Origin of the sequence: Viridibacillus arenosi (assembly GCF_001955655.1) — a bacterium.
GTDB lineage: Bacteria > Bacillota > Bacilli > Bacillales_A > Planococcaceae > Viridibacillus > Viridibacillus arenosi.
Genome location: NZ_MSPW01000001.1, coordinates 123,481 through 146,779, shown reverse-complemented (window position 1 = coordinate 146,779; position 23,299 = coordinate 123,481). Strand labels below are relative to the sequence as shown.

Sequence of the window (23,299 nt, the reverse complement as noted above, 5' to 3'; positions counted from 1 at the left end):
AATGAGACATGAAAAATACTTTTCTTTTAAAAATTTGACATTTTTGATAATTATAATAGCTCTCATTTTCTTTCCCTATGTTGCAGATTCTAGAACGTTAACGATACTAATGACCCAAATATTTATTTTCAGTATATTAGCCATGAGTTATGATATTTTACTCGGTTATACAGGAATTGTGTCGTTTGGGCATGCTATGTTTTTTGGAATAGGCGCTTATACAACGGCCATTTTACTTAGTACTTATAACAATACTATGATGATTTTCCTCATTTCCATTATTGTAGGTATGATTTTTGCTGGTATTGTTAGTTTCCTAGTTGGGCTCCTGACACTGCGTTTAAAGAGCCATTTCTTTGCCATGTTGACATTGGCGATTTCAGGTTTGTTTTTAGTTGTAGCGGAGAAATGGCGTACTGTTACAAAGGGGAATGACGGCTTTACTTTCAGAGCTCCGGATGTATTCAGAGATCGTGTTATCTTTTATTTCTTCGTCTTAGTCTGTCTTGTTGTCGTATTCCTTGTACTTAGACGATTTGTAAATTCTCCATTAGGAAAAGTACTAATTGCAGTTCGTGAAAACGAACAAAGGACACGATCACTAGGATTTAGAACATTACACTATAAGGTGACGGCTTCAGTTGTAGCTGGTGTTGTTGCTAGTCTGTCAGGATCACTCTATGCAATATCTCTCCGCTTCGTCAATACAAGTGTAATGTCAATGGATATAACATTAGATGCATTGTTAATGACGATAATTGGTGGTGTTGGCACACTTATCGGGCCAATTGTTGGCAGTCTAGTGATTGAAACTGCTCAACATTATCTATCAGGTTTAGCTAATGACTACCCAATTTTTGAACGCTGGATTATCTTCTTTGGGATGCTCTATATTTTAGCAGTCATCTTCTTCCCAAAAGGCATTGTTGGTACTGTATATGTGAAATATTTGACTTGGAAATCGAAGAAAGCCAAACCCCAACTGCCTACGCAATCTGTACCTTTGGTCAAGGATAAGGAGCGATTTGAATGAATATAGGGATTGTAAGTACCGGAATCTATTTACCTAAAAATCGTATGACCTTTGAAGAGATTAGTCAAAAATCGAATATTCCAGTTGATATTATTAAAACAAAATTGGGGATTATTGAAAAGACGATTGCTGGACACGAAGATCATACAGTGCAAATGGCAGTTTGGGCTGCCAAAAGAGCCTTAGAAAAGACAAATTTATCCCCTCGAGATATTGATGTCATTATTTATATCGGTGAGGAGCATAAAGAATATCCACTGTGGACAGCAGCTATTAAAATCCAAGAAGAAATTGGTGCTTTAAATGCATGGTCATTTGATGTACAGCTTCGATGTGGAACGACGATAATGGCGATGAAAGTTGCAAAAAGCTTAATGCTAGCTAATGAAGATGTTCGTACTATCTTACTTGCAGGAGGATATAGAAATCATGATTTCATCGATTATACAAATGATCGAACACGGTTCATGTATAACTTAGGCGCTGGTGGAGGAGCTATGATTCTACAAAAAGATGTGAAAGAAAATATCGTTCTTGAAAGTGATTTGATAACGGACGGATCTTTTTCAGAAGATGTAGTTGTACCTGTTGGTGGAACAAAAAAACCATTGACCCCTGAATTACTACAAGCAGGTGCATATAAATTAGATGTGCTAGACCCTGAAGGCATGAAGACACGTCTTGAGCAAAAGTCATTGAGTAACTTTTTAAAGGTAATCCGCCAATCTTTATCGAAGAGTGGATATGACGAATCTCAATTGGATTATATTGCTATGCTTCATATGAAAAAGTCAGCACATGATTATGTACTTCATTCACTAGGGCTAGACGAATCACAGTCAATTTATTTATCACATTACGGACATATTGGTCAGATTGATCAAATTTTATCATTAGAGTTAGCTTTAGAAAAAGGGATAATAAAAAACGGAGATATTATCACGCTTGTTAGCGCAGGTATTGGTTATGCATGGGGGGCAGTAACAATTCAATGGGGAACTCATGAGGAGGAGATTGTATGACATTGCAACAAGACGTATTAAAAAAAGTGCTGTTATCTAACGGAGAAACGATAGCTTATCGTGAAAGAGCTGGTGGAGATGAGCTTATAATTCTTGTTCACGGCAATATGACATCTTCAAAACATTGGGATGTATTAATGGAAGAACTTGATGGACGATTTACAATTCTATCACCAGATTTAAGAGGATTCGGTCAATCATCTTATAATAAACGAGTGTCACATATTCGTGACTTTAGCGAAGACTTAAAGCTATGGGTAGATGCTCTCGGGTTAAAAGATTTTACTTTAGTAGGTTGGTCTACTGGGGGGGCTGTTGCAATGCAATTTTGTGCAGATTATCTCGGATTATGTAATAAATTAGTCCTACTTGCTTCCGCTTCAACAAGAGGTTATGCATTTTATGCGTCGAATCCGGATGGTTCACCTAATCTATTAAAGAGATTACTTACTCTAGAAGAAGTTGAAAAAGATTCTGTAAAAACTGTACCTATGCAAAATTTATATGATAGTGGGAATCGTGAGGGATTAAAAGCAGTTTGGAATGCGCTTATTTATACGCATGAGCAACCATCAGAACTGCAGTATGAAGCCTATATAGATGATATGTTGACACAGCGTAATCTTGCAGATGTATATCATGTGTTAAATACGTTCAATATTAGTTCTAAGAAGAATGAAGTAAGTCATGGACAAAACGAAGTAGCGAAAATCCAAATACCTACACTAATTATTTATGGTGATCGTGATTACGTAGTACCTGAGACTATGACAAAAGAGATAATAGAAGATTTTGAGGGACGTGCAAAAGTAGTAAAACTGAACGACAGTGGTCATTCACCATTAATAGATGATTTAACACAACTAGTTAATCAGATTGAACTATTTATATAATGGAGGAATTGGAATGAGATTACAAAATAAAGTGGCAATGATTACGGGTGGAGCTAGTGGAATTGGTTTAGCAGCAGTAAAACGATTTGCAGAAGAAGGAGCAATAGTTATTATTGCGGATTACAACGAAGAAGCCGGATATAAAGTTGAAGCGAAATACCTTGAAAATGACTATGATGTAGCTTTCTATCCTATCAATGTAACTAAACGTGAGAGTGTCAATAATGTAATTGCAAAAGTGATTAACAAATATAATAAGATTGATATTTTAGTAAATAATGCGGGTATTACAAATGATGCAATGCTTTCAAAAATGACGGAAGAACAGTTTGATCAAGTAATCGATGTAAATTTAAAAGGTGTTTTCAATTGTACTCAAGCAGTTACGCCATCTATGGTAGCACAAGGCTATGGGAAAATTATTAACACATCATCGGTCAGCGGTGTCTACGGCAATGTTGGTCAAACAAATTATGCAGCTACAAAAGCAGCTATTGTTGGGATGACTAAAACTTGGGCAAAAGAACTAGGTAGAAAAGGAATTAATGTCAATGCAGTTGCACCAGGTTTTACTAGAACACCAATGGTTGAAAAAATGCCATCTAAAGTATTAGAGAAAATGGAATCCATCGTTTCTTTACAACGTTTAGCGGCTCCAGAAGATATTGCCAATGCTTACCTATTTTTAGCTTCAGAAGAAGCAAGCTATATTACAGGCCATGTATTACAGGTTGATGGTGGAATTATGATGTAAGGGGGGAGAAGTTATGCATAGTGAGCAATCATGGATATTAAAAAGAGCTGCCATTACCCCCAAAAAAACATCGTTGATTGATATTGCTACCAACAGAAGCTGGTCCTATAAACAATTGGGCTATGAAGTGAAAAAGTGGGTTATGTTTCTAAAAAACTGCAGTCTACAAAAAGGTGATCGGGTCGCCGTGATTGCGGAAAATAGAATTGATCTATTTGCCATTCTTTTTGCATGTGCCATCGGTGGTTACATCTATGTTCCCTTAAACTGGAGATTAAGTCATTCAGAACTTGACTATATTCTTGACGATTGTACACCAGCCTTAATACTATATGAAGATCAATTTATGAAGCTTATTGCTAATAACCCACATATGAAAGCATACCCAATTACAATAGAGATTTTAGCAGAGCACTTCGATGTACCAACAAATAATTGGAATTCGAAAGACGCATGGTTAATGATATATACTGGTGGGACAACTGGAAAGCCAAAGGGTGTAATCTTATCATATGATGCGGTAAATTGGAATGCCTTCAATACTATTATTAGTTGGAATATTAGTAGTGATGATTGCACATTAAATTATATGCCATTATTTCATACGGGAGGCTTGAATGCATTATCAATTCCGATATTAATGGCTGGAGGTACAGTTGTAATAGGAAATAAATTCAATCCTCAAGAAGCAATCCAGTCATTGAATACTTACAGCACAACAATTTCGTTATTTGTCCCGACAATGTATCAATCTATGATTGATACAGAAGAATTCAAGAAAACAAGTTTTCCTAGTATAAAAGTATTTTTATCAGGTGGAGCTCCATGTCCCATCACTGTGCATAAAACCTTCTTACAAAAGGGAGTACCATTTAAAGAGGGTTATGGATTAACCGAAGCTGGTCCCAATAATTTTGTTATTCAACCAGAGGAGGCCGCAATAAAACTAGGATCTGTTGGAAAGTGTATGCAATTTAATGAAGTTAAAATTCAAGCTCCGAATGGTAGAGAATGCGGACGTGATGAAGTAGGAGAACTATATATTAAAGGAAAGCATATGTTCAGCGAATATTGGAAGAATCCACAAGAGACAGCTAAAACTATTATTAATGGATGGCTTCGTACTGGTGATTTAGCGAAGATGGATCTGGACGGAGATATTTATATCGTAGGACGAGTAAAAGAAATGATTATTTCAGGGGGGGAAAATGTCTATCCTCAAGAGGTGGAACAATGTATTATTACTCATCCAAAGGTGAAAGAGGTCGCAGTTATAGGAATTGCTGATTGTCACTGGGGTGAAATCGTTACGGCTTTTATCGTATCTGATGATGCATTTAATAATGTTAAAGAAATTCAAGACCTTTGTAGAAGTCATCTAGGTAGTTATAAAATCCCTCGGAATATTTATTTTATCCCTGAACTACCAAAAACACATGTAGGGAAAATTGATAAAAAGAAACTTCAAACGATTCAAATGTAAACGGTCTGTTGGGTTATTAACGGGTTCGGAATTGAGGAGCAAAAATGTAAATAACCATTAAAAAAGGGGTGCAATTAGCACCTCTTTATCATCTGTTTTAGCGATTAAATTAGACCTAAATTGGTTGTCTTTTGATAATCTCATTATTGCACTGAATTGTCTTTAATGCTTCCTGAAGTTTTTCCACTACCCTTGATAAAGCTAATATTGAATTTGTTGTATCGAATTCTTCAATATCCAAGGAATGATTTGCATTTTGGACAATCTCTGTCTTTAAATTTGAGTTACTTAATTTTTCAATTTTATTTGAATTGAAATGATAAAATAAACGAAGTGCTAATTTCACTTTAATAGAAATCGGCACTTCGTTTATTCGCTATACGTTATCGTGTCACTTTTGAATCCAAAATTGATACTCTAATTAGTTTTAGTACTCTAAAAGCGAACCAGTTATTTATAATCAGGTTATTTTTTATTGTTAAGCATAAATTTGGAATTTTTCACTTTAGGTGTATGGCAATGTAACGTTTACAACCAGCAACGATATAAAAAAAAAACGTGCAAATTTTTGTGGTAAAACTTTTGTATAAAATTAAGTCTTTAAATTGATATAGCTTTAAGTAGTAATAACGAATATACTTTATATTAGGAAAACTTTTTTTATTTCCACAAAAAAATTACATATAGTATTGGAATAGGTGTGTTCGTTTAATAGCGAATACTTAATAGGGAAGTCGGTGAAAATCCGACATGGTCCCGCCGCTGTAAGGGTGAGCCTCATGCAAATAAGTCACTGGAATATCCGGGAAGACGCATTGGAGCGATGAACCTAAGTCAGAAGACCTGCCTGTTCTAAAAATGCTGTTAACCTACGGGAGATAGGGAGGTGTTGGAGTGCTAGGAGATAAATTTGATCTAAAACTATGAGCATTTCTAACCTTTTTAATTGGGTTAGGAATGCTTTTTTTGTATTTCAGTATTTTTAATAGTTTAAATTCTAAAAATGAAGGTGATTAAACATGTTTATTAAACAAAGTAAGATACTACGGAATTTTCTTGTTCTACTAGTAATTTTCGCGAGTTTTATTACTGGGTGTAGTAACAAAGCAAAAGAACAAGATAATGCGTCTGTTAAAGATCAATCAAAAGTTGTTACATTTTCCATGACTGGAGATATAGGCGACTTAAATCCACATACATATTTTCCAAATGAGTTTTTCTCCCAAGCTATGGTATATGAATCACTTGTTTACTACGGGAAGGGAGGGGGAATTCAACCTTGGTTAGCAGAAAGCTGGGATATTTCGAAAGATGGCAAAGAATATGTATTCCATCTGAGAAAAGATGTTGAGTTTTCTGATGGTTCGAAGTTTAATGCAGCAATTGTAAAGAAAAACTTCGATACAATTTTAGATAATCGCAAACAACATGAATGGGTAGAGTTAATCAACCAAATCAAAAACACAGAAGCATTGGATGAATATACTTTTAAACTTACATTGAACAATTCTTATTATCCAACGCTTCAAGAATTAACTTACATAAGACCTTTGAGGTTTGTTGGAGAAGCTGCTTTTCCTGACAGCCAAGACACATTTAAAGATGGACTTAAATCTCAGATTGGTACAGGTCCGTGGGTACTTAGCGAATATAAGAAGAATGAGTATGCGGTTTTTAAAAGAAATGAAAAGTATTGGGGTACTAAACCTAAAGTAGAAAAGGTAGTTGTCAAAGTCATTACAGACGGAGAATCTAGAGTATTAGCTTTTGAGAAAAACGAACTTGATTTTATTTTTGGTAATGGAGTCATTAGTCAGGATTCTTTCCAGTTTTTAAAGGATTCAGGGAAATATGAAACTAAATTATCAGAGCCTACTGCTACAAGAACGTTACTATTTAACACAAACAAAGAAGCAACTAAAGATCATAAAGTGCGTTTAGCACTCAATTATGCTTTCAATAAACAGGCAGTAATCGATAATATTTTTTATGGTATGGAAAAAAAGGCAGATACACTGTTCCCACCTGTATTGGATTACACAAAGATTGATATAAATCCATATGACTATGATATTGCGAAAGCAGAACAGTTATTAGATGAAGCAGGCTGGAAAAAAGTAGAGGGTAAAGCATTTAGAGAAAAAGATGGAAAAGAGCTGCAACTGGAATTCTTATTTAATAGTACTGATAACATCCAAAAGTCGATTGCTGAATTTGTACAAGGTGATTTTAGAAAACTAGGAATTGATATTAAGTTAACTAGTCAGGAAACGAATACTTTCTGGACAACTGCATTCCAAGGTAATTACGATATATTATTTACATCAACATGGGCCGTACCTTTTGACCCGCATTCTTATTTAGCCTCAATTACTACAGATTCGGAAAATGGTGGTCCAGATTATACTGCATTATTGGGATTACCAGAAAAGAAGGAAATAGACGAGAAGATTAAAAAAGTACTTTTAACTACAGATGAAAAAGAAAGAAAAATGATGTATACAGATATTTTATCAACATTACATGATCAAGCAGTATACTTACCGATATCGTACCAATCAAATGTAGCTGTATATCACAAGAATATTAGCGGATTAGATTTTTTACCTCAAGAAGCTGAGGTACCTTTAACTACAATTGATGTTAAATGAAGCAAGAATTATTAATAATAACTTAAGGAGTGCTACATGAGTTGGTTTATAGTTAAACGTCTCTCAAGTCTAATTCCAATATTATTAGGAATCTCCATTATTACTTTTATTTTATTGCACTTAATTCCTGGAGACCCAGCAGTAGCTTATTTAAGATTGTCGAATATTCCCCCAACCGACGTGGCTGTGACTGACTTGCGACTCGAACTCGGATTAGATAACCCTTTATATATTCAGTATTTTGATTGGTTGGTAAAGGTGATTCAACTGGATTTGGGGATCTCTTATCTGTCCAAAAATGCAGTCTCGGACGAAATTTTGTTGCATCTAGTACCTACAATTCAGCTAACAGTTACTGCGCTTTTCTTTATTGTAGTTATTAGCTTACCAATTGGAGTGCTTTCGGCTATCTACAAAGGAAAATGGATAGATCAATTTAGTAGAATAATAGCTTTTGTTAGTGTTTCAATGCCTACATTTTGGTTTGGTTTTCTCTTGATTTATTTTTTATCCGTAAAGTTAGACTTTTTCCCTGTTTTGGGTAGGGGGACACTAGCGCATTTAGTCCTTCCTTCCTTAACACTCGCTTTTGGCTATATCGGCACGTATATACGATTACTTCGAGCTAGTATGCTAGAAAATTTGAATGAGCCGTTTGTTGTATATGCTAGAGCGAGAGGTTTGCGGCAAAGGCAAATTATTAGTAGGCATGTTTTAAAAAAATCCATCCTACCTGTAGTAACCGCACTTGGTATGAGTTTTGGGAATATGTTAGGCGGAGCAGTAATTGTTGAAACGATTTTCGCTTGGCCAGGCATGGGACAATTGTTCGTCTCCTCTATTTTAAATCAGGATTATCCTATGATTCAGGGCTGTGTATTGTTTATGAGTGTAATTTTCGTGTTCTGTAATCTCCTTGTGGATGTTACTTATTCCTTCCTGGATCCACGTATACGATTGGAGGAAGGGAAATGAAATTAAATATAAAGATGCAACGAACGCTACTAAATCATAAGCTCATGATAATTAGTAGTATCATTATTTTAGGTATGATTGGGGTTGCACTCTTTGCTTCTTTTTTGGCTCCTAATGACCCAAACCTTGTTGATATCGCTCAAAAACTACATGGTCCTTCATCTCAGTTTCCCTTAGGAACGGATCATCTAGGGAGATGTATATTATCGCGATTAATCTTTGGAACTCAGACCTCTCTGGGTACAGCTATCCTTGTTATGGGATTCATGATGATTATTAGTGTTCCACTTGGCATAATTGCGGGCTTTATAGGTGGTAAGGTAGATTATCTATTTATGAGAATCTGTGACATTCTAATGGCATTCCCAAGTTTTCTGCTTTCATTGGCATTAGTAGGGATTTTGGGACCAGGTCTTTTTAATTTGATCTTAGCAATGGTTCTTGTTCAATGGGTTTTTTATGCTCGTGTCATTCGAGGAATGGTACTCAGTGTTAGGGAACAAAACTATATAGTAGCAGCCAAAATATGCGGTACACCAAAGTTTGTTATTATAATGAAACATATTTTACCCGCTATCATTTCTCAAGTTGTTGTTTTAGTTTTTATGGACATTGGAGGAGTTATTTTAGCTATTTCTAGTCTTTCATTTTTAGGTCTTGGAATTCAACCACCAGAGGCAGAGTGGGGCATGATGATTAATGATAGTAAGTCATTTTTTAGAAATTATCCTTCCTTGATGTTGTACCCTGGGATAATGATCTTCATTGTAGTTATTGCCTTTAATTTGTTTGGTGAAGCTTTGAAAGATGCTTTAGACATGAAAAGGGCTGGAGGGGGCGTAGAATGAGGCATCAACCGATTTTGACTGTAAATAATTTGAATATATCTGTTTCAACACCTCTTGAAGTGGTTCATCCGGTACGTGATGTTAATTTTGCGCTCCAGTCCGGGAAAGTGTTAGGTATTGTTGGAGAAAGTGGATCAGGGAAAACGTTAACGTGTATGTCTTTATTAAGACTTTTACCTGAAAATGTAAAAGTTGAGTTTGGAAGTATTAATTATAGAAATCAAAACCTTTTAGAATGTTCAGCAGAAGACATTAGGAAAGTACGGGGAAATGATATTGCTATGATCATGCAAAATCCTATGATCGCCTTTAATCCTGTAAGAACAATTGAAAGTCATTTTATTGAAACAATTAGAACGCATTTACCTATTACAAAGCGACTAGCGAGAAAAGTAGCTGTAGAATATCTTGAAAAAACGGACCTTCCTAATCCAAAGGCAGTATTAAAGCAATATCCATTTCAGTTAAGTGGTGGAATGCTGCAACGAGTAATGATTGCGATTACCATGTCTTTAAAACCATCTATCCTCATTGCAGATGAACCGACTACTGCCTTAGATGCGACAAATCAACTTCAAGTTTTGAAACAATTGGATAAGTTAAAGAAAGAATATAATACAGGTATTTTATTAGTAACCCACGATTTAGGGGTGATTGCTCAATTGGCCGATGAAGTAGCTGTGATGTATGGTGGCTATATCGTTGAGAAGGCACCAGTGTTGAAGTTATTCAATCAACCAATGCACCCATATACTCGAGTCTTGTTAGAGTCAAGGCTTGGATTAACACGAAAAAAGATACAAAGTGTTAGCCCTTTAAGTACATATTCAAAAAATAACGATAAAAAATGTCCATTTCTAGATAGGTGTGAAGAAGCAAATCATTCGTGTACAAGTTACAATCTTGAGTATAGAGAGTATGAAAAAGATCATTTTGTACGCTGTGTAAAGATACATGAAAGTGTAGGTAATTGAAGAATGAGTTTACTAGTATTGAAAAATATAAAAAAATCATTCTTTCTCAAGAACTCGGTTTTTGAGAAACGTAGATCGATAGAAGCGGTTAAGGATATCTCACTTACTTTGGAACAGGGAGTTTGCTTAGGAATTGTCGGAGAAAGCGGGTCAGGCAAAAGTACATTAGGAAAGATTATTTTAGGACTTGAAAAGCCGGATCAGGGAGAAGTCTGTTTTTTAGGGAAGAATCTACATAATTTGAACTCAAAAGAATTAAAAGAGTTACGCCAAAATCTCCAAGTGGTCTTTCAGGATTGTTATAGTGCGGTTAATCCAAGACTTACTATAGGTGAAAGTATTGCTGAGCCATTAAGAAATTACAAAAGGCTCTCGTCGGCAGAAGAGGAAAAGCAAGTGCTGGAGCTTTTGAAGAAGGTCGGGTTAAGGCGGGAAGACATACATAAATACCCTTCTCAGTTCAGCGGAGGGCAGCTACAAAGAATCAATATTGCTAGAGCAATTGCCCTTAAACCAAAGTTAATCATACTTGATGAGGCTGTAAGTGCATTAGATGCCCTCGTTCAAATACAGATATTAAATCTTTTGGCACAATTAAAGGAAGAATTTCAACTTTCATATCTTTTTATTTCTCATGATTTACAGGCGGTCAATTACATAGCTGACTGTTTAGTTGTGATGCATCAAGGCGAGATTGTTGAAAGGCTAGATGATATGGAGCAGCTTGAACAATTAGCAAATCCTGTTTCTAAAAAGTTGTTATCCTCTGTTCTACCTCCGTTTCCTGGGTATATGAAATGTGAGGAAATATAATTATTAATACATTTAACTAAAAAGTTAATAGTAGATAATGAAAAAGACTAAGCCAAAATGGTTTAGTCTTTACTATTTGCATTCAGTTGATATTTTTTTAATTAGTAGCAACCTGTTTGTAATACTTTAGTCGTATGAAGTCGAGGGTAGGTACTAACAAAACCAAGTAAAAACGTAGCAAGATAGGATAGAAAACATACCTATCTTGCTACGTTTTTTTGATGAAATAAGCGATAAAATGGAACTTGTATGAATAAAGCTACCTGATTTTACTTATTCTTGCTTTTTAAAGTCTGGCTTAACGTTCATAAAAAGAGTAAATCCATCATTCACTTGTACTTGCTTTCGTAACTCGTTGAACTTATCCGTTAACTCTTGACCGGTATAACCTGCTTTTGTCAGTTGCTCCATAATGAGCGTTTTATATTTCTCGAAAACAGGATCAATAATGGGCGTAATTATTAGTGCACCATTCACCTTAGAAATTTGAACCTCATCAATTAATGAAAATTCTTCATAAAACTCTTCAGGAATTCTAATCTCGCGATCTGTAGAAATTTTTACTTTTTTCGACTGGGCATCATATCCCAACTCATTCACCCCCATATTATGATATTCTAATAATAGGGCTAAATAGAATATTTTTACTAAAATTTAATGGAGGTTAATATGAGACTTTTTCATGTAAGTGAAGAAAGAAGTATCGGAGTTTTTGAGCCTAGAATACCTTCCCGTCAGGATTTAGATCAGACAAAAGGGCTCGTTTGGGCAATTAATGAAAAATGTCTACCAAATTTCTTGACGCCAAGGAATTGCCCCCGTGTTTGTTTTCATATTAATGCAGAAACAACAAAAGAAGATAAAACTCGATATCTTTCATCTAGCTCCAGCAATCATGTAGTAGTTGTTGAAAACAAATGGCTACAAAAAATGAGAGATACAAAGCTATATTTATATGAATTTGATTCAATGGAATTTAACTTACTTGATGAAAATGCAGGATATTATGTTAGCGAAAAGAAACAAGTTCCGATTAACTGTATGGAAATAACCGATTTGATTGAAGCGCTTTCTAAACGAAATGTAGAACTAAAAACGGCAGAAAGTCTGTGGGAACTTCATGATGAAATTCTACATTCGACATTAAGTTTCTCAATGTGCAGGATGAAATTTGCTACCCCTAGAGGTTACTAACAATAGTTGAATGGAGGATGAAAACTATGAAACAGATAATTGCACTTGGGGGCGGCGGATTTTCAATGGAGCCTGAAAACCCATTATTAGATTCTTATATTCTTAGTCAGTCGAAAGAGGATAATCCGAAAATTTGCTTTATACCTACAGCAAGTGGTGATGCTGACAATTACATAGCAAGGTTTTATGATTTTTTTAAAACTCAAAATTGCAAACCAACTCATTTATCTTTGTTTAATCCACCAACTAGAGATTTAGAAGACTTCATATTAAAGCAAGATATTATTTACGTAGGTGGAGGAAATACAAAAAACCTATTGGTTCTATGGAGAGAATGGGGTCTAGATAAAATCTTAAAAAAAGCATGGGAAAAGGGTATTGTTCTTGCTGGTATTAGTGCAGGAGCTATTTGCTGGTTTGAAGAAAGCATTACAGATTCGTATGGAGATGGCCTTGAACCAATTCAATGTTTAGGATTTTTAAATGGAAGTCATTGCCCACATTATGATGGAGAAAAAGATAGAAGACCATCTTACCATCATTTAATTAAATCACAACTCATCAAAGCAGGCATAGCAGCTGATGACGGTGTGGCGATACATTACATTGATGACGAAATAGCTAAAATTGTTAGCTCAAGACCTAAAGCAAAAGCGTATCAAGTCATACTTGAAAATAAAGTTGTAGAGAAACAATTGCCAACCGAATTCCTAGGTAAACTTTAAAGAGTTATAGTATCTCAATAATATAGGAGGCTCCTATGAAGACAGTTATAGTTTATTGGAACGGTCATAGAGTGAAACTCACATGGAAACCAAATTTTCAACTAGATGAGTTGTGCATCGTAACTAGTGTCCATGCAATCTGTTTCCAAGATAACAAAGTGCTACTTTCTAAAATTAAAGACAGAGGATTTAGCTATCCAGGTGGTCATATTGAAAGTGGCGAATCTACTGAAGAAGCGATACATCGTGAAGTGTATGAAGAAGCTTATGTTAAAGGTGATATTACATACCTAGGTGCAATTGAAGTCAATCATGACGAGAACCAATCATTTGTCCCGGGTGGTAAATACCCAATGATAGGCTATCAATCTTTTTACAGAATGAATGTTAAAGAATGCTATCCATTTTTACGTGAAAATGAAGGTATTGCACGTATATGGGTAGAGCCATCTGAAATTCCTTATATCATTGATGATCATGAATTGGCTACGATGATATTGGGTGAGGCAATTCATTTTGTGAGCTCCAGCAATACTTAGATGGAAATATTTTTTATGGAGATGAGTGCAATAGAATCAAAAAAATTGATTTTGAACCACTATGAAAATTCAATCCAGTATATTGCGAAATTAACAAGGTTAACTGATGATTGTTGGCTTACACCTATTGCAGAAAGTAAATGGTCAGTTTGTGAAATTGTAGGGCATTTAGTGCCATGGGACAAGTTCGTAATGGAAAAAAGATTACCTTACTTGCTAAATCTAAAACAAGAATTAGAAAGCCCAAATGTTCTAGAGATGAATCAAATTGCAGCGTTAGAGAGTCTGAATATATCTAAAGATGAAGGTATTAAAAAATGTATACTGACAAGATTAAAATTAGTAAATGAGATAATAAAGATTCCTGCAAGTGAAATTAATAAAGAATTGAATATAGGCACAAGTATATTAACTGTTACTGCATATTTTAAAGGTCTGATAGTACATGATTTACATCACTTTCAACAAATTGATGAGTTTTTAAATAAATGTGATAAGAAGCAACATTGCAGTCATGTACCTTGTCAAAAAGGAGTGATTACTTGAACTCTGTTACCACAGCAAATTTAGAAAATATAGAGGGAATAGTAAAGCTCGATTGCGAAATCATAGGCAATATGAGTAGAAGGAAACATATCGAAAAAATCGTAGGAGAAGGCCGTTGCTTAATTATTAAAGAGGAAGACGAAGTTCAAGCGTTTTTACTATTTGATACAAATTTTTTTGAATGTAGTTTTATATCGTTAATCATTGTTTCTAAGTCGGCAAGAAGAAAGGGATATGCAACAGCTTTAATCAGCTCTTTTGAAAACATTGCACCAACTCAAAAAATATTTTCCTCAACAAACCAATCAAATACCAATATGCAAAAGGTGTTTGAATTTAATGGATTTGTACGTAGTGGCTACGTTGAAAATTTAGATGATGGGGATCCTGAGATTATTTATTTCAAGTTAATTTAGCGAATATACTAATTAGTAATGAATGGTTCAAATTATACTTTGAAGCAAGATAGAAGGGGATAGGGATGACAATTTATATTGCTTTTTTAAGAGGTATTAATGTAGGTGGCCACAATAAGATTAAAATGGCGGAACTAAAGCAAATGTTTGAGAAAATGGGATTCAAACGAGTAAAAACGTATATACAAAGTGGCAATGTCCTTTTCGAATCGGATGAGAAAGAACAATTTATACACGAGCACATTGAGCATGAAATTAAGGCGGTTTTTGGGTTTGCAATTAGTGTTGTTTTAAGGACTTTCAGCGAGTTGGAACGGATTACTGAGGAATGTCCTTTTTCGAAAGAAGCGATTATGGCTGCGGAAGCATCGTCAGAAGGGGAGAGTCTTTATGTTGCTTTACTACTCGAAGTTCCTTCACAGGAAAAAATTGAAAGGCTGAGTGCCTTTAGAACCGAATATGAAGACTTTCAAGTTGAAGGCCGTGAAGTGTATCTCTTATTAAGAAAAAGCATTCGTAATTCCAAGCTGGCGATCAATGTGCAAAAGCTTGGTGTTCCAGTAACAATACGTAATTGGAAAACGATGAACAAGTTGACGGCTTTAGCGAAAGAAATTGAGGCATAATTTTTGATATGAGTTGTATAAGAATGATTGATAGATAACGGCGAAATAAATTATAAATTATTCACTTGTAAAACAACCAAAAAATAAAGGGGCTGTCTAATAAATCCGATTTTGACTCAAGAATAATGAATGATATTAAGGTACAGTCAAATGAAGAATCTCAACTAAATTTATATTTCCAAATAGAAGCGATATTAAAAAGGGAAAATGTATTGAAGTTTTTGACTCATCGAAAGCATTGGCTGTACGTTTCTGATGATAGTCCATTTACAAATATCCATATGGATGCTCAAGGGAAGCTAGATTATTAGATTATCGACGTATTTATAAGAAAACTGAAGTGAATACAGTAATTGAGGATGAATAAGGGGGAATATCAATGAAAAGAGTAGATGTTGTATATGCCGCAATCTGTAAAGAGGAAACCGATGAAATATTAATGGTACAAAATGAAAATATGATATGGACATTACCAGGTGGTGCAGTTGAACAAAACGAAACACTTGAGCAGGCACTAATTCGTGAAGTATATGAAGAAACGAATCTACAGGTTGAAATGGGTACACTCATCGATGTAAGAGAAAAGTTTTTTGAAGATCGGAATCATCATGCATTGTTATTTACGTTTAAAGTAAAAGCATATAGCGGGGAGATAGTGGTGAATTTTCCAGATGAGATACAACAAATTAAATGGATGTCTTTTGAAGAAGCAGATCAACATATGACTTATTATCTAAACGGCATAGCATCTACTTTAGATTTTGATGGGCTATATATTTCTCAATGAGAATAGTAAGTCATTTTTATTGAAATTTGCACAAATGGTATTATATGTTATATCGAATTGGTGTTTTAATGGTAGGACTTATAATTGTATCCATGTAATTTAGATTATATGGATAAAATGCGAGACGATTGTGAGAAAAGTATGAATTAGAGAAATAATAAAACGAGGTAATGTAATGATAAAAAAGATTGATATTACTAATCTGAAAATTGCGTGAACATTCAAATCTCTTCGTACAAGGTAGAGGCTGAAATTATTGACTACTATGATAGACCAGGGGGGATGAAGCCCCCAAAATGATGATATAGGCATAAAATGTTAAGAAGTAAAAAAGACCGGGTGCATGAAAGTAGCTTAAAAACTATCTAATTTGAGTACGTGAAAAAAATTCATCAATATACAAAAATCTAAATATGATGATATAATTTTTAAGGAAGGAGTTGGTTTTTTTGGGAATAATAAAAAATGCTAAAGGAATAAAATTACTAGCATGTTTATTAGTTAGTTTATGCACTATTAATTATTCATTTATTTCCTCCGCGGAAACACTAACAGATAATTCAGCTGATGCAACAAAAAATCCTAGTGGTATTGATACTGGAATAGCGAATCTAAAGTACAATAATCAAGAGGTTTTAGCAGTAAATGGTGATAAAGTAGAGAGTTTTGTTCCGAAAGAAAGTATCAATTCAAATGGTAAATTTGTAGTTGTTGAACGTGAGAAAAAATCACTTACAACTTCACCAGTCGATATTTCGATTATTGATTCTGTGGCTAATCGCACTTATCCAGGAGCCGTACAACTTGCAAATAAAGCTTTTGCAGATAATCAGCCTAGTTTATTAGTGGCTAAGAGAAAACCTTTGATTATTAGTATAGACTTACCTGGCATGAGAAAAGAAAATACAGTAACTGTCCAAAATCCGACATACGGCAATGTGGCTGGAGCAGTAGATGATTTAGTATCTACTTGGAATGAAAAGTATGCATCAACACATTCGTTACCTGCAAGAATGCAGTATACAGAATCTATGGTGTATAGTAAATCACAAATCGCAAGTGCTCTTAATGTTAACGCTAAATATCTTGATAATGGGCTGAACATTGATTTTAATGCGGTTGCAAATGGAGAGAAAAAAGTGATGGTTGCGGCATATAAGCAAATATTTTATACCGTAAGTGCTGAACTACCTAACAATCCATCCGATCTTTTTGATAATAGTGTTACTTTTGATGAGTTAACTCGTAAAGGGGTAAGTAATGTGGCCCCGCCTGTTATGGTGTCAAATGTAGCGTATGGTAGAACAATTTATGTGAAATTAGAAACAACGTCTAAGAGCAAAGATGTACAAGCTGCCTTTAAAGCTTTACTTAAGAATAATAGCGTCGAAACGAGTGGACAGTATAAAGATATTTTTGAAGAAAGTACCTTTACTGCTGTAGTATTAGGCGGAGATGCGAAAGAGCATAACAAGGTTGTTACAAAAGATTTTGATGAAATCCGAAATATTATTAAAGATAATGCGGAATTAAGTCTTAAAAATCCAGCATACCCAATTTCATATACAAGCACTTTCTTAAAAGATAATGCAACGGCTGCCGTTCATAACAATACAGATTATATTGAGACTACAACTACAGAATATTCAAGTGCTAAAATGACGCTTGATCATTACGGTGCATATGTTGCTCAATTTGATGTATCTTGGGATGAATTCTCATATGATGAAAACGGGAAAGAAGTACTAACACATAAAACATGGGATGGAAGCGGCAAAGACAAAACGGCTCATTACTCTACCGTTATACCGCTTCCACCGAATTCAAAAAATGTAAAAGTCGTAGCGAGAGAATGTACTGGTCTTGCATGGGAATGGTGGAGAACAATTATTAATGAACAAAACGTTCCATTAACAAATGAAATAAAGGTTTCAATTGGAGGAACAACGTTATACCCAACTGCTAATATTAGTCATTAGATAAAAATGAAGCGCCCTGTTTAAAGGGCGCTTTTCTCGTATGGTGTTGCCAAAAATCTTTATTGCAGATTTAACGGTAGTACCTAATACATGCATAATAGATGACTTAAATGGATATTCATCGATTAATAGTACACCCTAAATATTTTAGAAAAGGCATTGTCAAGATGTTATTGGATTTCATTGAATGCAATATAGAAGGTATCAAAACAATAATCGTGACAAACGGGTTCTAAAAATTTCCCAACCGTAAATTTCTATGAAAAAAAAATTCTCTAAAATTGGAGAAATAAAGGTATATGAACGTTTATCATTGATACTAACTTTAAAAAGCAACTTTGAAGAACAGATACTTGTAAATGTATTAAATTGCAGCTCTTAATTAAAAGGTCAAAAAAGGAGAGAAAAAATTGATTATTGTACCTTCAAATGAAATTTTACAGCAGTGGGTTGAAGATTATGTACCTAAAAAAGACTTATTCTTTATAGCAGAAGGTGATACTGAGAAACACCTAGGACATTTGCGAAATGTACTTATTATGCCATCAACAGAATTTTTCAATCATACGTCATATACACAAATTGAATTAATGAATAGCTATGAATATTGGAACATAAAAAATGCATCACACGTGATTGTGGCACAACCAGACTGGATTGTTGGGGTGGCTGAAGAAATTAGGACGTTCTTGTTACAGTGTCAAGTTAAAATAGAACGAGGTATGGTGCTGCCAAAAACCTTTATTGCAGATTTAACGGTAGTGCCTGAAGCTTACATAATAGATGACTTAGTTGTTTTACAACGTAGTATGTGGGAAGGCATGTCTCAAAGCAATAAGAAAATGATAATTAAAAAAGTTGCTGAGTGGTGGGAGGATGGTGCTTGCGAAGAAGTGCCAGAAGATCTACCGCCGCATTTAATGCCTTATGCTAATACATATGCGACAACTGCAGGTGCCAATTGTTTAGCGGCTGCATTATATGCAGTATGTGATAAAGAAAGTGAATGGTTATTGCAAGAATGGGTCCACCAGCAAGCCTTTTTAAATGGATTGGAGCAGCTTGGCTATACGGTGTATGAACAGGATGAAACGCTAATTGCGGGTGATGTAGTCGCATGGGTCGATATAGATGAAGTAATCCAACATGCATCGTACTATGTTGGCAATAACCTATTTTTCAATAAACAAGGACAAACCATTTTCAATGCTTGGAAAATCAAGAAGGAAGCAGATTTAATGAAAGACTGGTCAAGTATGCAAATGAAGATCTATCGTAATTTTGATAAAAAAAGTAATAAAATTTAAAGTAGATGCTTAGCAGAGCAATCTTCTTTTATTTTATTTCTTGATTAATAATAGCTTAAAGAGGGAGAGGTAATATATGAAAATCATTGGATTAATAGGCGGCATGAGTTGGGAATCGTCAGCAGAATATTATAGGCTCATTAATGAAGAAGTAAAGAATCAATTAGGTGGTTTACATTCAGCGAAATGTATATTATTTAGTGTTGATTTTGAGGAAATAGAGAGGTATCAATCAATAGGGGATTGGAAAAGTGCGGGGCTTGTTTTAGCAAATGCAGCAATCTCTTTAGAGAAGGTAGGAGCTGACTTTATTGTTATATGTACGAATACAATGCATAAAGTCATTGATTTGATAGAAGAAAAGATTCAAATACCAATTTTACATATTGCAGATACAACTGCAATTCAGATTAAAGCAAATAGTATTCAAAAAGTTGGTCTACTTGGTACCAAATTTACGATGGAACAGGATTTTTATAAGTCACGTGTGGAGACATATAATATTCAGGTCATTGTACCAGAAGAAGAAGAACGGGCTATTGTCCATCAAATTATATATGATGAATTATGTTTAGGGATTTTAAAAGAATCCTCAAAGAAAAAGTATTTAGATATCATCGATCGACTTGTCCAAGAAGGAGCAAAAGGCATTATTTTGGGCTGTACAGAAGTAGGTCTACTCATAAAACAACAGGATACTAAGATACCTTTGTTTGATACTACTAATATTCATGCAATTGAGTCAGTCAAACGGGCATTGCAATAAGAGTATGCAATTTGAGACTATACTGTAATAAAAAAACGCTTAGCACATGAATGAAATTAAGGAGAAATCGACTGGAAAATAAAGCTTTTATTCTTGAAACCGAAAGATTATATGCGAGGGAACTAGTACAAAATGATTTTCAAGATTTAGCGGATATTTTACAAGATGAGAGAGTCATGTATGCATATGAACATACATTTAATGATCAAGATACTCAAAATTGGCTGGTTAGACAGCAATCAAGATATCAAGAAAATGGATTTGGATTATGGGCGATTTTATTAAAAGGAACAGATACAGTGATTGGACAAGCTGGATTAACTATGCAACAAGTTGGAAATAGAGAAGTGTTAGAAATTGGTTATTTATTTAAACATGATTTTTGGAATAAAGGGTATGCAACTGAAATGGCAGATGCTTGTAGAAAATATGCTTTTAATATTTTAAAAGCTCCAGAAGTATATTCAATAATAAAAGATGATAATATTGCTTCTCAAAAAGTAGCTATGAGAATTGGCATGCACATTGAAGAAGAGTTTATTAAGCAATATTACAATGGCGATATGGTGCATTATCTTTATAAAGTTGAAAATAAGTTGTGACTCCTAATTTGTAGATTAGGAGTTTTTCTATTTTTGTATAAAAATGTTTAAAAAGGTATAACTTCGTGACTATAAATATGATATGATAGCTTTTCTCGGTAAAAGGAACCTATCTTTTGAACGATAGTGATAAGCCTCAAATACCTAGTAAAACAAAGATTTAATTTGAAAGGATGTTAAATATGCAATTACATCATAGACTAAAAGTATTTAACTTTTTGTTCTTTGGAATGCTTGCGCTATTTGTTCCGTTTTTACCAGTTTATCTAGGTGAGAGAGGTTTATCGCCAAGTGAGATAGGGCTTGTGGTAGGTACGGGTGGATTTGTAACAATATTTACGCAGCCATTATGGGGATTCATCAGTGATAAGACGAAGACGATTAGAAAAATATTATTATTGTTATTATTTTTAGCTAGTTTATTTGGCTATTTCTTGTTTAGCGTTGATGGATTCTTGCTATTAGTCGTATTTGCGATGTTCGTCTACTTCTTCTTAATGCCGATCGACCCGTTAATGGAAAGTTTGAATTTTACAGTAGCAGAAGCAGCAAAAATTAGTTACGGTTCAATTCGTACATATGGAGCATTAGGTTATGCGGTATTAGCACTTGTTACCGGATATATTATGTCTTACTTTGGCAATAACAGTGTCGGTATCCTTTTTGTTATATTAGGGATTATTGGATTCCTTATTATATGGAAAATGCCCGATGCTCCAACTTCTTCTAAACCAGTTACCATTGCAGGTTTGAAGAGTTTTTTAAGTAATAAACAAACATTATCGTTTTTATTATTAGTATTTATCTGTTCGGTACCTGCTCGTATGAATGAAACGTTTTTAGGCGTACATATTCTGTCATTAGGTGGAAGTACAAAACTAGTTGGACAAGCATTTTTCATCTCTGCGGCAAGTGAAATTATCATCTTTGCTCTTAGCTTTTGGTGGCTTCGTAGTGGAAAAGAACTACTAATAATAACGATAGCAGCATTTTTCTTTTTTGTACGATTCTTTGTATCAGCGTGGATTACAGACCCACAAATGTTAGCACTTGTACAATTACTACAAATGCTTACTTTCCCAATTTTTTATACAGCAGCGATTCAGTATTTATATCGTATTGTACCGGTAGAGTGGAGAGCGACAGGGCAAACGGTTTTGGCACTATTATTCTTCGGAATATCAAGTATCGTCTCATCATATGCAGGTGGCTTCCTATATAACTCTCTAACAGGTCAACATTACTATCTAGTGATCTCAGGGATTTCTCTGATAGGTACAATATATGGGTTAGTGTCGTTATTTGTTAATCGTAAAAAGATAACGGTTGATTAGTGAAGTGAAAACCTCCTTTTATCTTTTGATGAAGGGAGGTATATTGTTGAGGAAATTAATATAATTGATGTGGTAGTAGAAAACACATTATTTACAATCTTTATAAGCCAATGTTACTTATTTTTGGCAGGTACTAGTTCTATCATTCATGAAGTAATTAAGAACCGAATTTAAATATATGTTCAAATGAATGAGAGTATTCAGAGAGGTACTGCTATAACTATATACCGATAAAATAAAATTGAGGAATATTATTGATTTGAAAAACGAAGTAGCTACACTTCTCGCTGAAGCACAACGAGAAAGGGAGTATCCAAAAAAAGTTGTAAAAGTAGGCTAAAGTGATTTGGTCTACTAACCGAACAATCAAGTGTTCTTTTAATACATAAAATAGGTTTTTTTCTCTCTGAAACTTTAAAAAGCATTGCCGAAATAGTGAATATTGTGGTATCTTCAGTATCTACGACTGATATTGTACGTCAATCATACATAGGGGAAAATGGAGTTTTTAAAATTTGGAAAAAAGGTTCCATTATTATTGATATGAGTACAACAGATGCAGAAACTGCAATCGATTTGGCAATACCAGCTGATGAATTAGGTTTATTATTGTCAGACTATTGGCGAAACTGCTGGTGCAGATAACGGTACACTTACTATTATGTTAGGTGAAGAAATTTTTACATAGGTGAAAACAGTTATGGGTAAATTGCGAAATTTGTCTTAATATGGAGAATCCTTCGGAGGAAGATAGTTTAGTAGAAGCTTAGATTATTACTAAACAGTTTGAGTCGAACAAGGAAAAGTAGCGAAAGTGTTAATAATAGGCACAGCTAACCGTGTATTAAATATTCCAGGGAGATATTTGAACAACAAATATTATAATGTTTTATTTGTTTTTGACCAATACACAAGTATAACTGGTTAACTACAAGAAAAACACTATTTTAGGAGTACTATCGTTTATTGGATCTATCGGCTTTCAAATATATGAATCTGCTAAAACAACAGTAAAAAGAAATCTAGATGCAA

Annotated in this window: 24 protein-coding genes and 1 riboswitch; of the genes, 23 read left to right on the top strand and 1 reads right to left on the bottom strand. The window is 34.4% G+C overall.

The genetic code is table 11. From position 1 onward, the window contains the following. The first annotated feature begins 1 nt into the window (after window position 1). The 10 genes from BK137_RS00695 to BK137_RS00645 all read left to right on the top strand — a co-directional run bounded on the left by BK137_RS00695 (window position 2) and on the right by BK137_RS00645 (window position 11,446). Window positions 2-1,033: a branched-chain amino acid ABC transporter permease gene (locus tag BK137_RS00695; RefSeq protein WP_038190174.1), complete on the top strand. Its 1,032-nt coding sequence runs from the start codon at window positions 2-4 to the stop codon at window positions 1,031-1,033. Beyond that, window positions 1,030-2,055 carry a 3-oxoacyl-ACP synthase gene (locus tag BK137_RS00690; RefSeq protein WP_038190171.1) on the top strand — a complete coding sequence of 342 codons (1,026 nt, stop codon included), beginning with the start codon at window positions 1,030-1,032 and terminating at the stop codon, window positions 2,053-2,055. The genes BK137_RS00695 and BK137_RS00690 overlap by 4 nt, the downstream gene beginning before the upstream one ends. Beyond that, window positions 2,052-2,948, top strand: a complete 897-nt coding sequence (gene phaZ / locus BK137_RS00685; protein ID WP_038190168.1) for an intracellular short-chain-length polyhydroxyalkanoate depolymerase — start codon at window positions 2,052-2,054, stop codon at window positions 2,946-2,948. The genes BK137_RS00690 and phaZ overlap by 4 nt, the downstream gene beginning before the upstream one ends. Before the next feature lie 13 nt (window positions 2,949-2,961). Further along, window positions 2,962-3,702, top strand: coding sequence for a 3-oxoacyl-ACP reductase FabG (gene fabG / locus BK137_RS00680; RefSeq protein WP_038190166.1), 741 nt, complete (start codon window positions 2,962-2,964; stop codon window positions 3,700-3,702). 13 nt (window positions 3,703-3,715) lie between these two features. Beyond that, window positions 3,716-5,185 (top strand): class I adenylate-forming enzyme family protein, encoded by a 1,470-nt coding sequence (locus BK137_RS00675; protein ID WP_038190164.1) that lies wholly within the window; start codon window positions 3,716-3,718, stop codon window positions 5,183-5,185. A gap of 679 nt (window positions 5,186-5,864) precedes the next feature. Then, window positions 5,865-6,050: riboswitch (cobalamin riboswitch) on the top strand. A gap of 154 nt (window positions 6,051-6,204) precedes the next feature. Continuing rightward, on the top strand, window positions 6,205-7,836 hold the full coding sequence (gene nikA / locus BK137_RS00665; protein WP_038190155.1) for a nickel ABC transporter substrate-binding protein: 1,632 nt from the start codon (window positions 6,205-6,207) through the stop codon (window positions 7,834-7,836). 36 nt (window positions 7,837-7,872) lie between these two features. Then, window positions 7,873-8,811 (top strand): nickel ABC transporter permease, encoded by a 939-nt coding sequence (gene nikB, locus BK137_RS00660; protein WP_038190153.1) that lies wholly within the window; start codon window positions 7,873-7,875, stop codon window positions 8,809-8,811. Next, complete coding sequence (gene nikC, locus BK137_RS00655) at window positions 8,808-9,659, top strand: nickel transporter permease (protein ID WP_038190151.1); 852 nt, start codon at window positions 8,808-8,810, stop codon at window positions 9,657-9,659. The genes nikB and nikC overlap by 4 nt, the downstream gene beginning before the upstream one ends. Then, window positions 9,656-10,633, top strand: a complete 978-nt coding sequence (locus tag BK137_RS00650; protein WP_038190136.1) for an ABC transporter ATP-binding protein — start codon at window positions 9,656-9,658, stop codon at window positions 10,631-10,633. Before nikC ends, BK137_RS00650 begins: the two co-directional genes overlap by 4 nt. Window positions 10,634-10,636: 3 nt before the next feature. Then, the gene (locus BK137_RS00645; protein WP_038190133.1) at window positions 10,637-11,446 is read left to right on the top strand and encodes an ABC transporter ATP-binding protein; all 810 of its coding nucleotides are present in this window, start codon (window positions 10,637-10,639) and stop codon (window positions 11,444-11,446) included. A 273-nt stretch (window positions 11,447-11,719) separates the two neighbouring features. Here BK137_RS00645 and BK137_RS00640 read toward each other — a convergent pair whose 3' ends face one another. Next, the gene (locus BK137_RS00640) at window positions 11,720-12,037 is read right to left on the bottom strand and encodes a hypothetical protein (protein ID WP_038190129.1); all 318 of its coding nucleotides are present in this window, start codon (window positions 12,035-12,037) and stop codon (window positions 11,720-11,722) included. Between the two features lie 78 nt (window positions 12,038-12,115). Between BK137_RS00640 and BK137_RS00635 the strand changes: the two genes are divergently transcribed. The 13 genes from BK137_RS00635 to BK137_RS00570 all read left to right on the top strand — a co-directional run bounded on the left by BK137_RS00635 (window position 12,116) and on the right by BK137_RS00570 (window position 22,912). Beyond that, window positions 12,116-12,640, top strand: a complete 525-nt coding sequence (locus BK137_RS00635; protein WP_038190126.1) for a DUF6886 family protein — start codon at window positions 12,116-12,118, stop codon at window positions 12,638-12,640. 26 nt (window positions 12,641-12,666) lie between these two features. After that, window positions 12,667-13,365 carry a Type 1 glutamine amidotransferase-like domain-containing protein gene (locus tag BK137_RS00630; protein WP_038190123.1) on the top strand — a complete coding sequence of 233 codons (699 nt, stop codon included), beginning with the start codon at window positions 12,667-12,669 and terminating at the stop codon, window positions 13,363-13,365. Window positions 13,366-13,400: 35 nt separating this feature from the next. Then, window positions 13,401-13,904 (top strand): NUDIX domain-containing protein, encoded by a 504-nt coding sequence (locus tag BK137_RS00625; protein ID WP_038190120.1) that lies wholly within the window; start codon window positions 13,401-13,403, stop codon window positions 13,902-13,904. A 15-nt stretch (window positions 13,905-13,919) separates the two neighbouring features. Continuing rightward, window positions 13,920-14,450: a DinB family protein gene (locus tag BK137_RS00620; RefSeq protein ID WP_143691491.1), complete on the top strand. Its 531-nt coding sequence runs from the start codon at window positions 13,920-13,922 to the stop codon at window positions 14,448-14,450. Further along, complete coding sequence (locus BK137_RS00615; RefSeq protein ID WP_038190117.1) at window positions 14,447-14,866, top strand: GNAT family N-acetyltransferase; 420 nt, start codon at window positions 14,447-14,449, stop codon at window positions 14,864-14,866. Before BK137_RS00620 ends, BK137_RS00615 begins: the two co-directional genes overlap by 4 nt. A gap of 65 nt (window positions 14,867-14,931) precedes the next feature. Beyond that, a complete protein-coding gene (locus tag BK137_RS00610; RefSeq protein ID WP_038190114.1) occupies window positions 14,932-15,492 on the top strand; it encodes a DUF1697 domain-containing protein in 561 nt (186 codons plus the stop codon). A gap of 379 nt (window positions 15,493-15,871) precedes the next feature. Beyond that, a complete protein-coding gene (locus BK137_RS00600) occupies window positions 15,872-16,279 on the top strand; it encodes an NUDIX hydrolase (RefSeq protein WP_038190108.1) in 408 nt (135 codons plus the stop codon). A 440-nt stretch (window positions 16,280-16,719) separates the two neighbouring features. Next, the gene (locus BK137_RS00595) at window positions 16,720-18,258 is read left to right on the top strand and encodes a thiol-activated cytolysin family protein (protein WP_038190104.1); all 1,539 of its coding nucleotides are present in this window, start codon (window positions 16,720-16,722) and stop codon (window positions 18,256-18,258) included. A 410-nt stretch (window positions 18,259-18,668) separates the two neighbouring features. Next, on the top strand, window positions 18,669-19,565 hold the full coding sequence (locus BK137_RS00590; protein ID WP_038190092.1) for a hypothetical protein: 897 nt from the start codon (window positions 18,669-18,671) through the stop codon (window positions 19,563-19,565). A gap of 76 nt (window positions 19,566-19,641) precedes the next feature. Then, window positions 19,642-20,331, top strand: coding sequence for an aspartate/glutamate racemase family protein (locus BK137_RS00585; RefSeq protein WP_038190088.1), 690 nt, complete (start codon window positions 19,642-19,644; stop codon window positions 20,329-20,331). Between the two features lie 50 nt (window positions 20,332-20,381). Continuing rightward, a complete protein-coding gene (locus BK137_RS00580; protein WP_051448837.1) occupies window positions 20,382-20,933 on the top strand; it encodes a GNAT family N-acetyltransferase in 552 nt (183 codons plus the stop codon). A 182-nt stretch (window positions 20,934-21,115) separates the two neighbouring features. Then, the gene (locus tag BK137_RS00575) at window positions 21,116-22,267 is read left to right on the top strand and encodes an MFS transporter (protein WP_038190083.1); all 1,152 of its coding nucleotides are present in this window, start codon (window positions 21,116-21,118) and stop codon (window positions 22,265-22,267) included. A 381-nt stretch (window positions 22,268-22,648) separates the two neighbouring features. Beyond that, window positions 22,649-22,912, top strand: a complete 264-nt coding sequence (locus tag BK137_RS00570; protein ID WP_081730147.1) for an NAD(P)-binding domain-containing protein — start codon at window positions 22,649-22,651, stop codon at window positions 22,910-22,912. The last annotated feature ends 387 nt before the right edge of the window (window positions 22,913-23,299 follow it).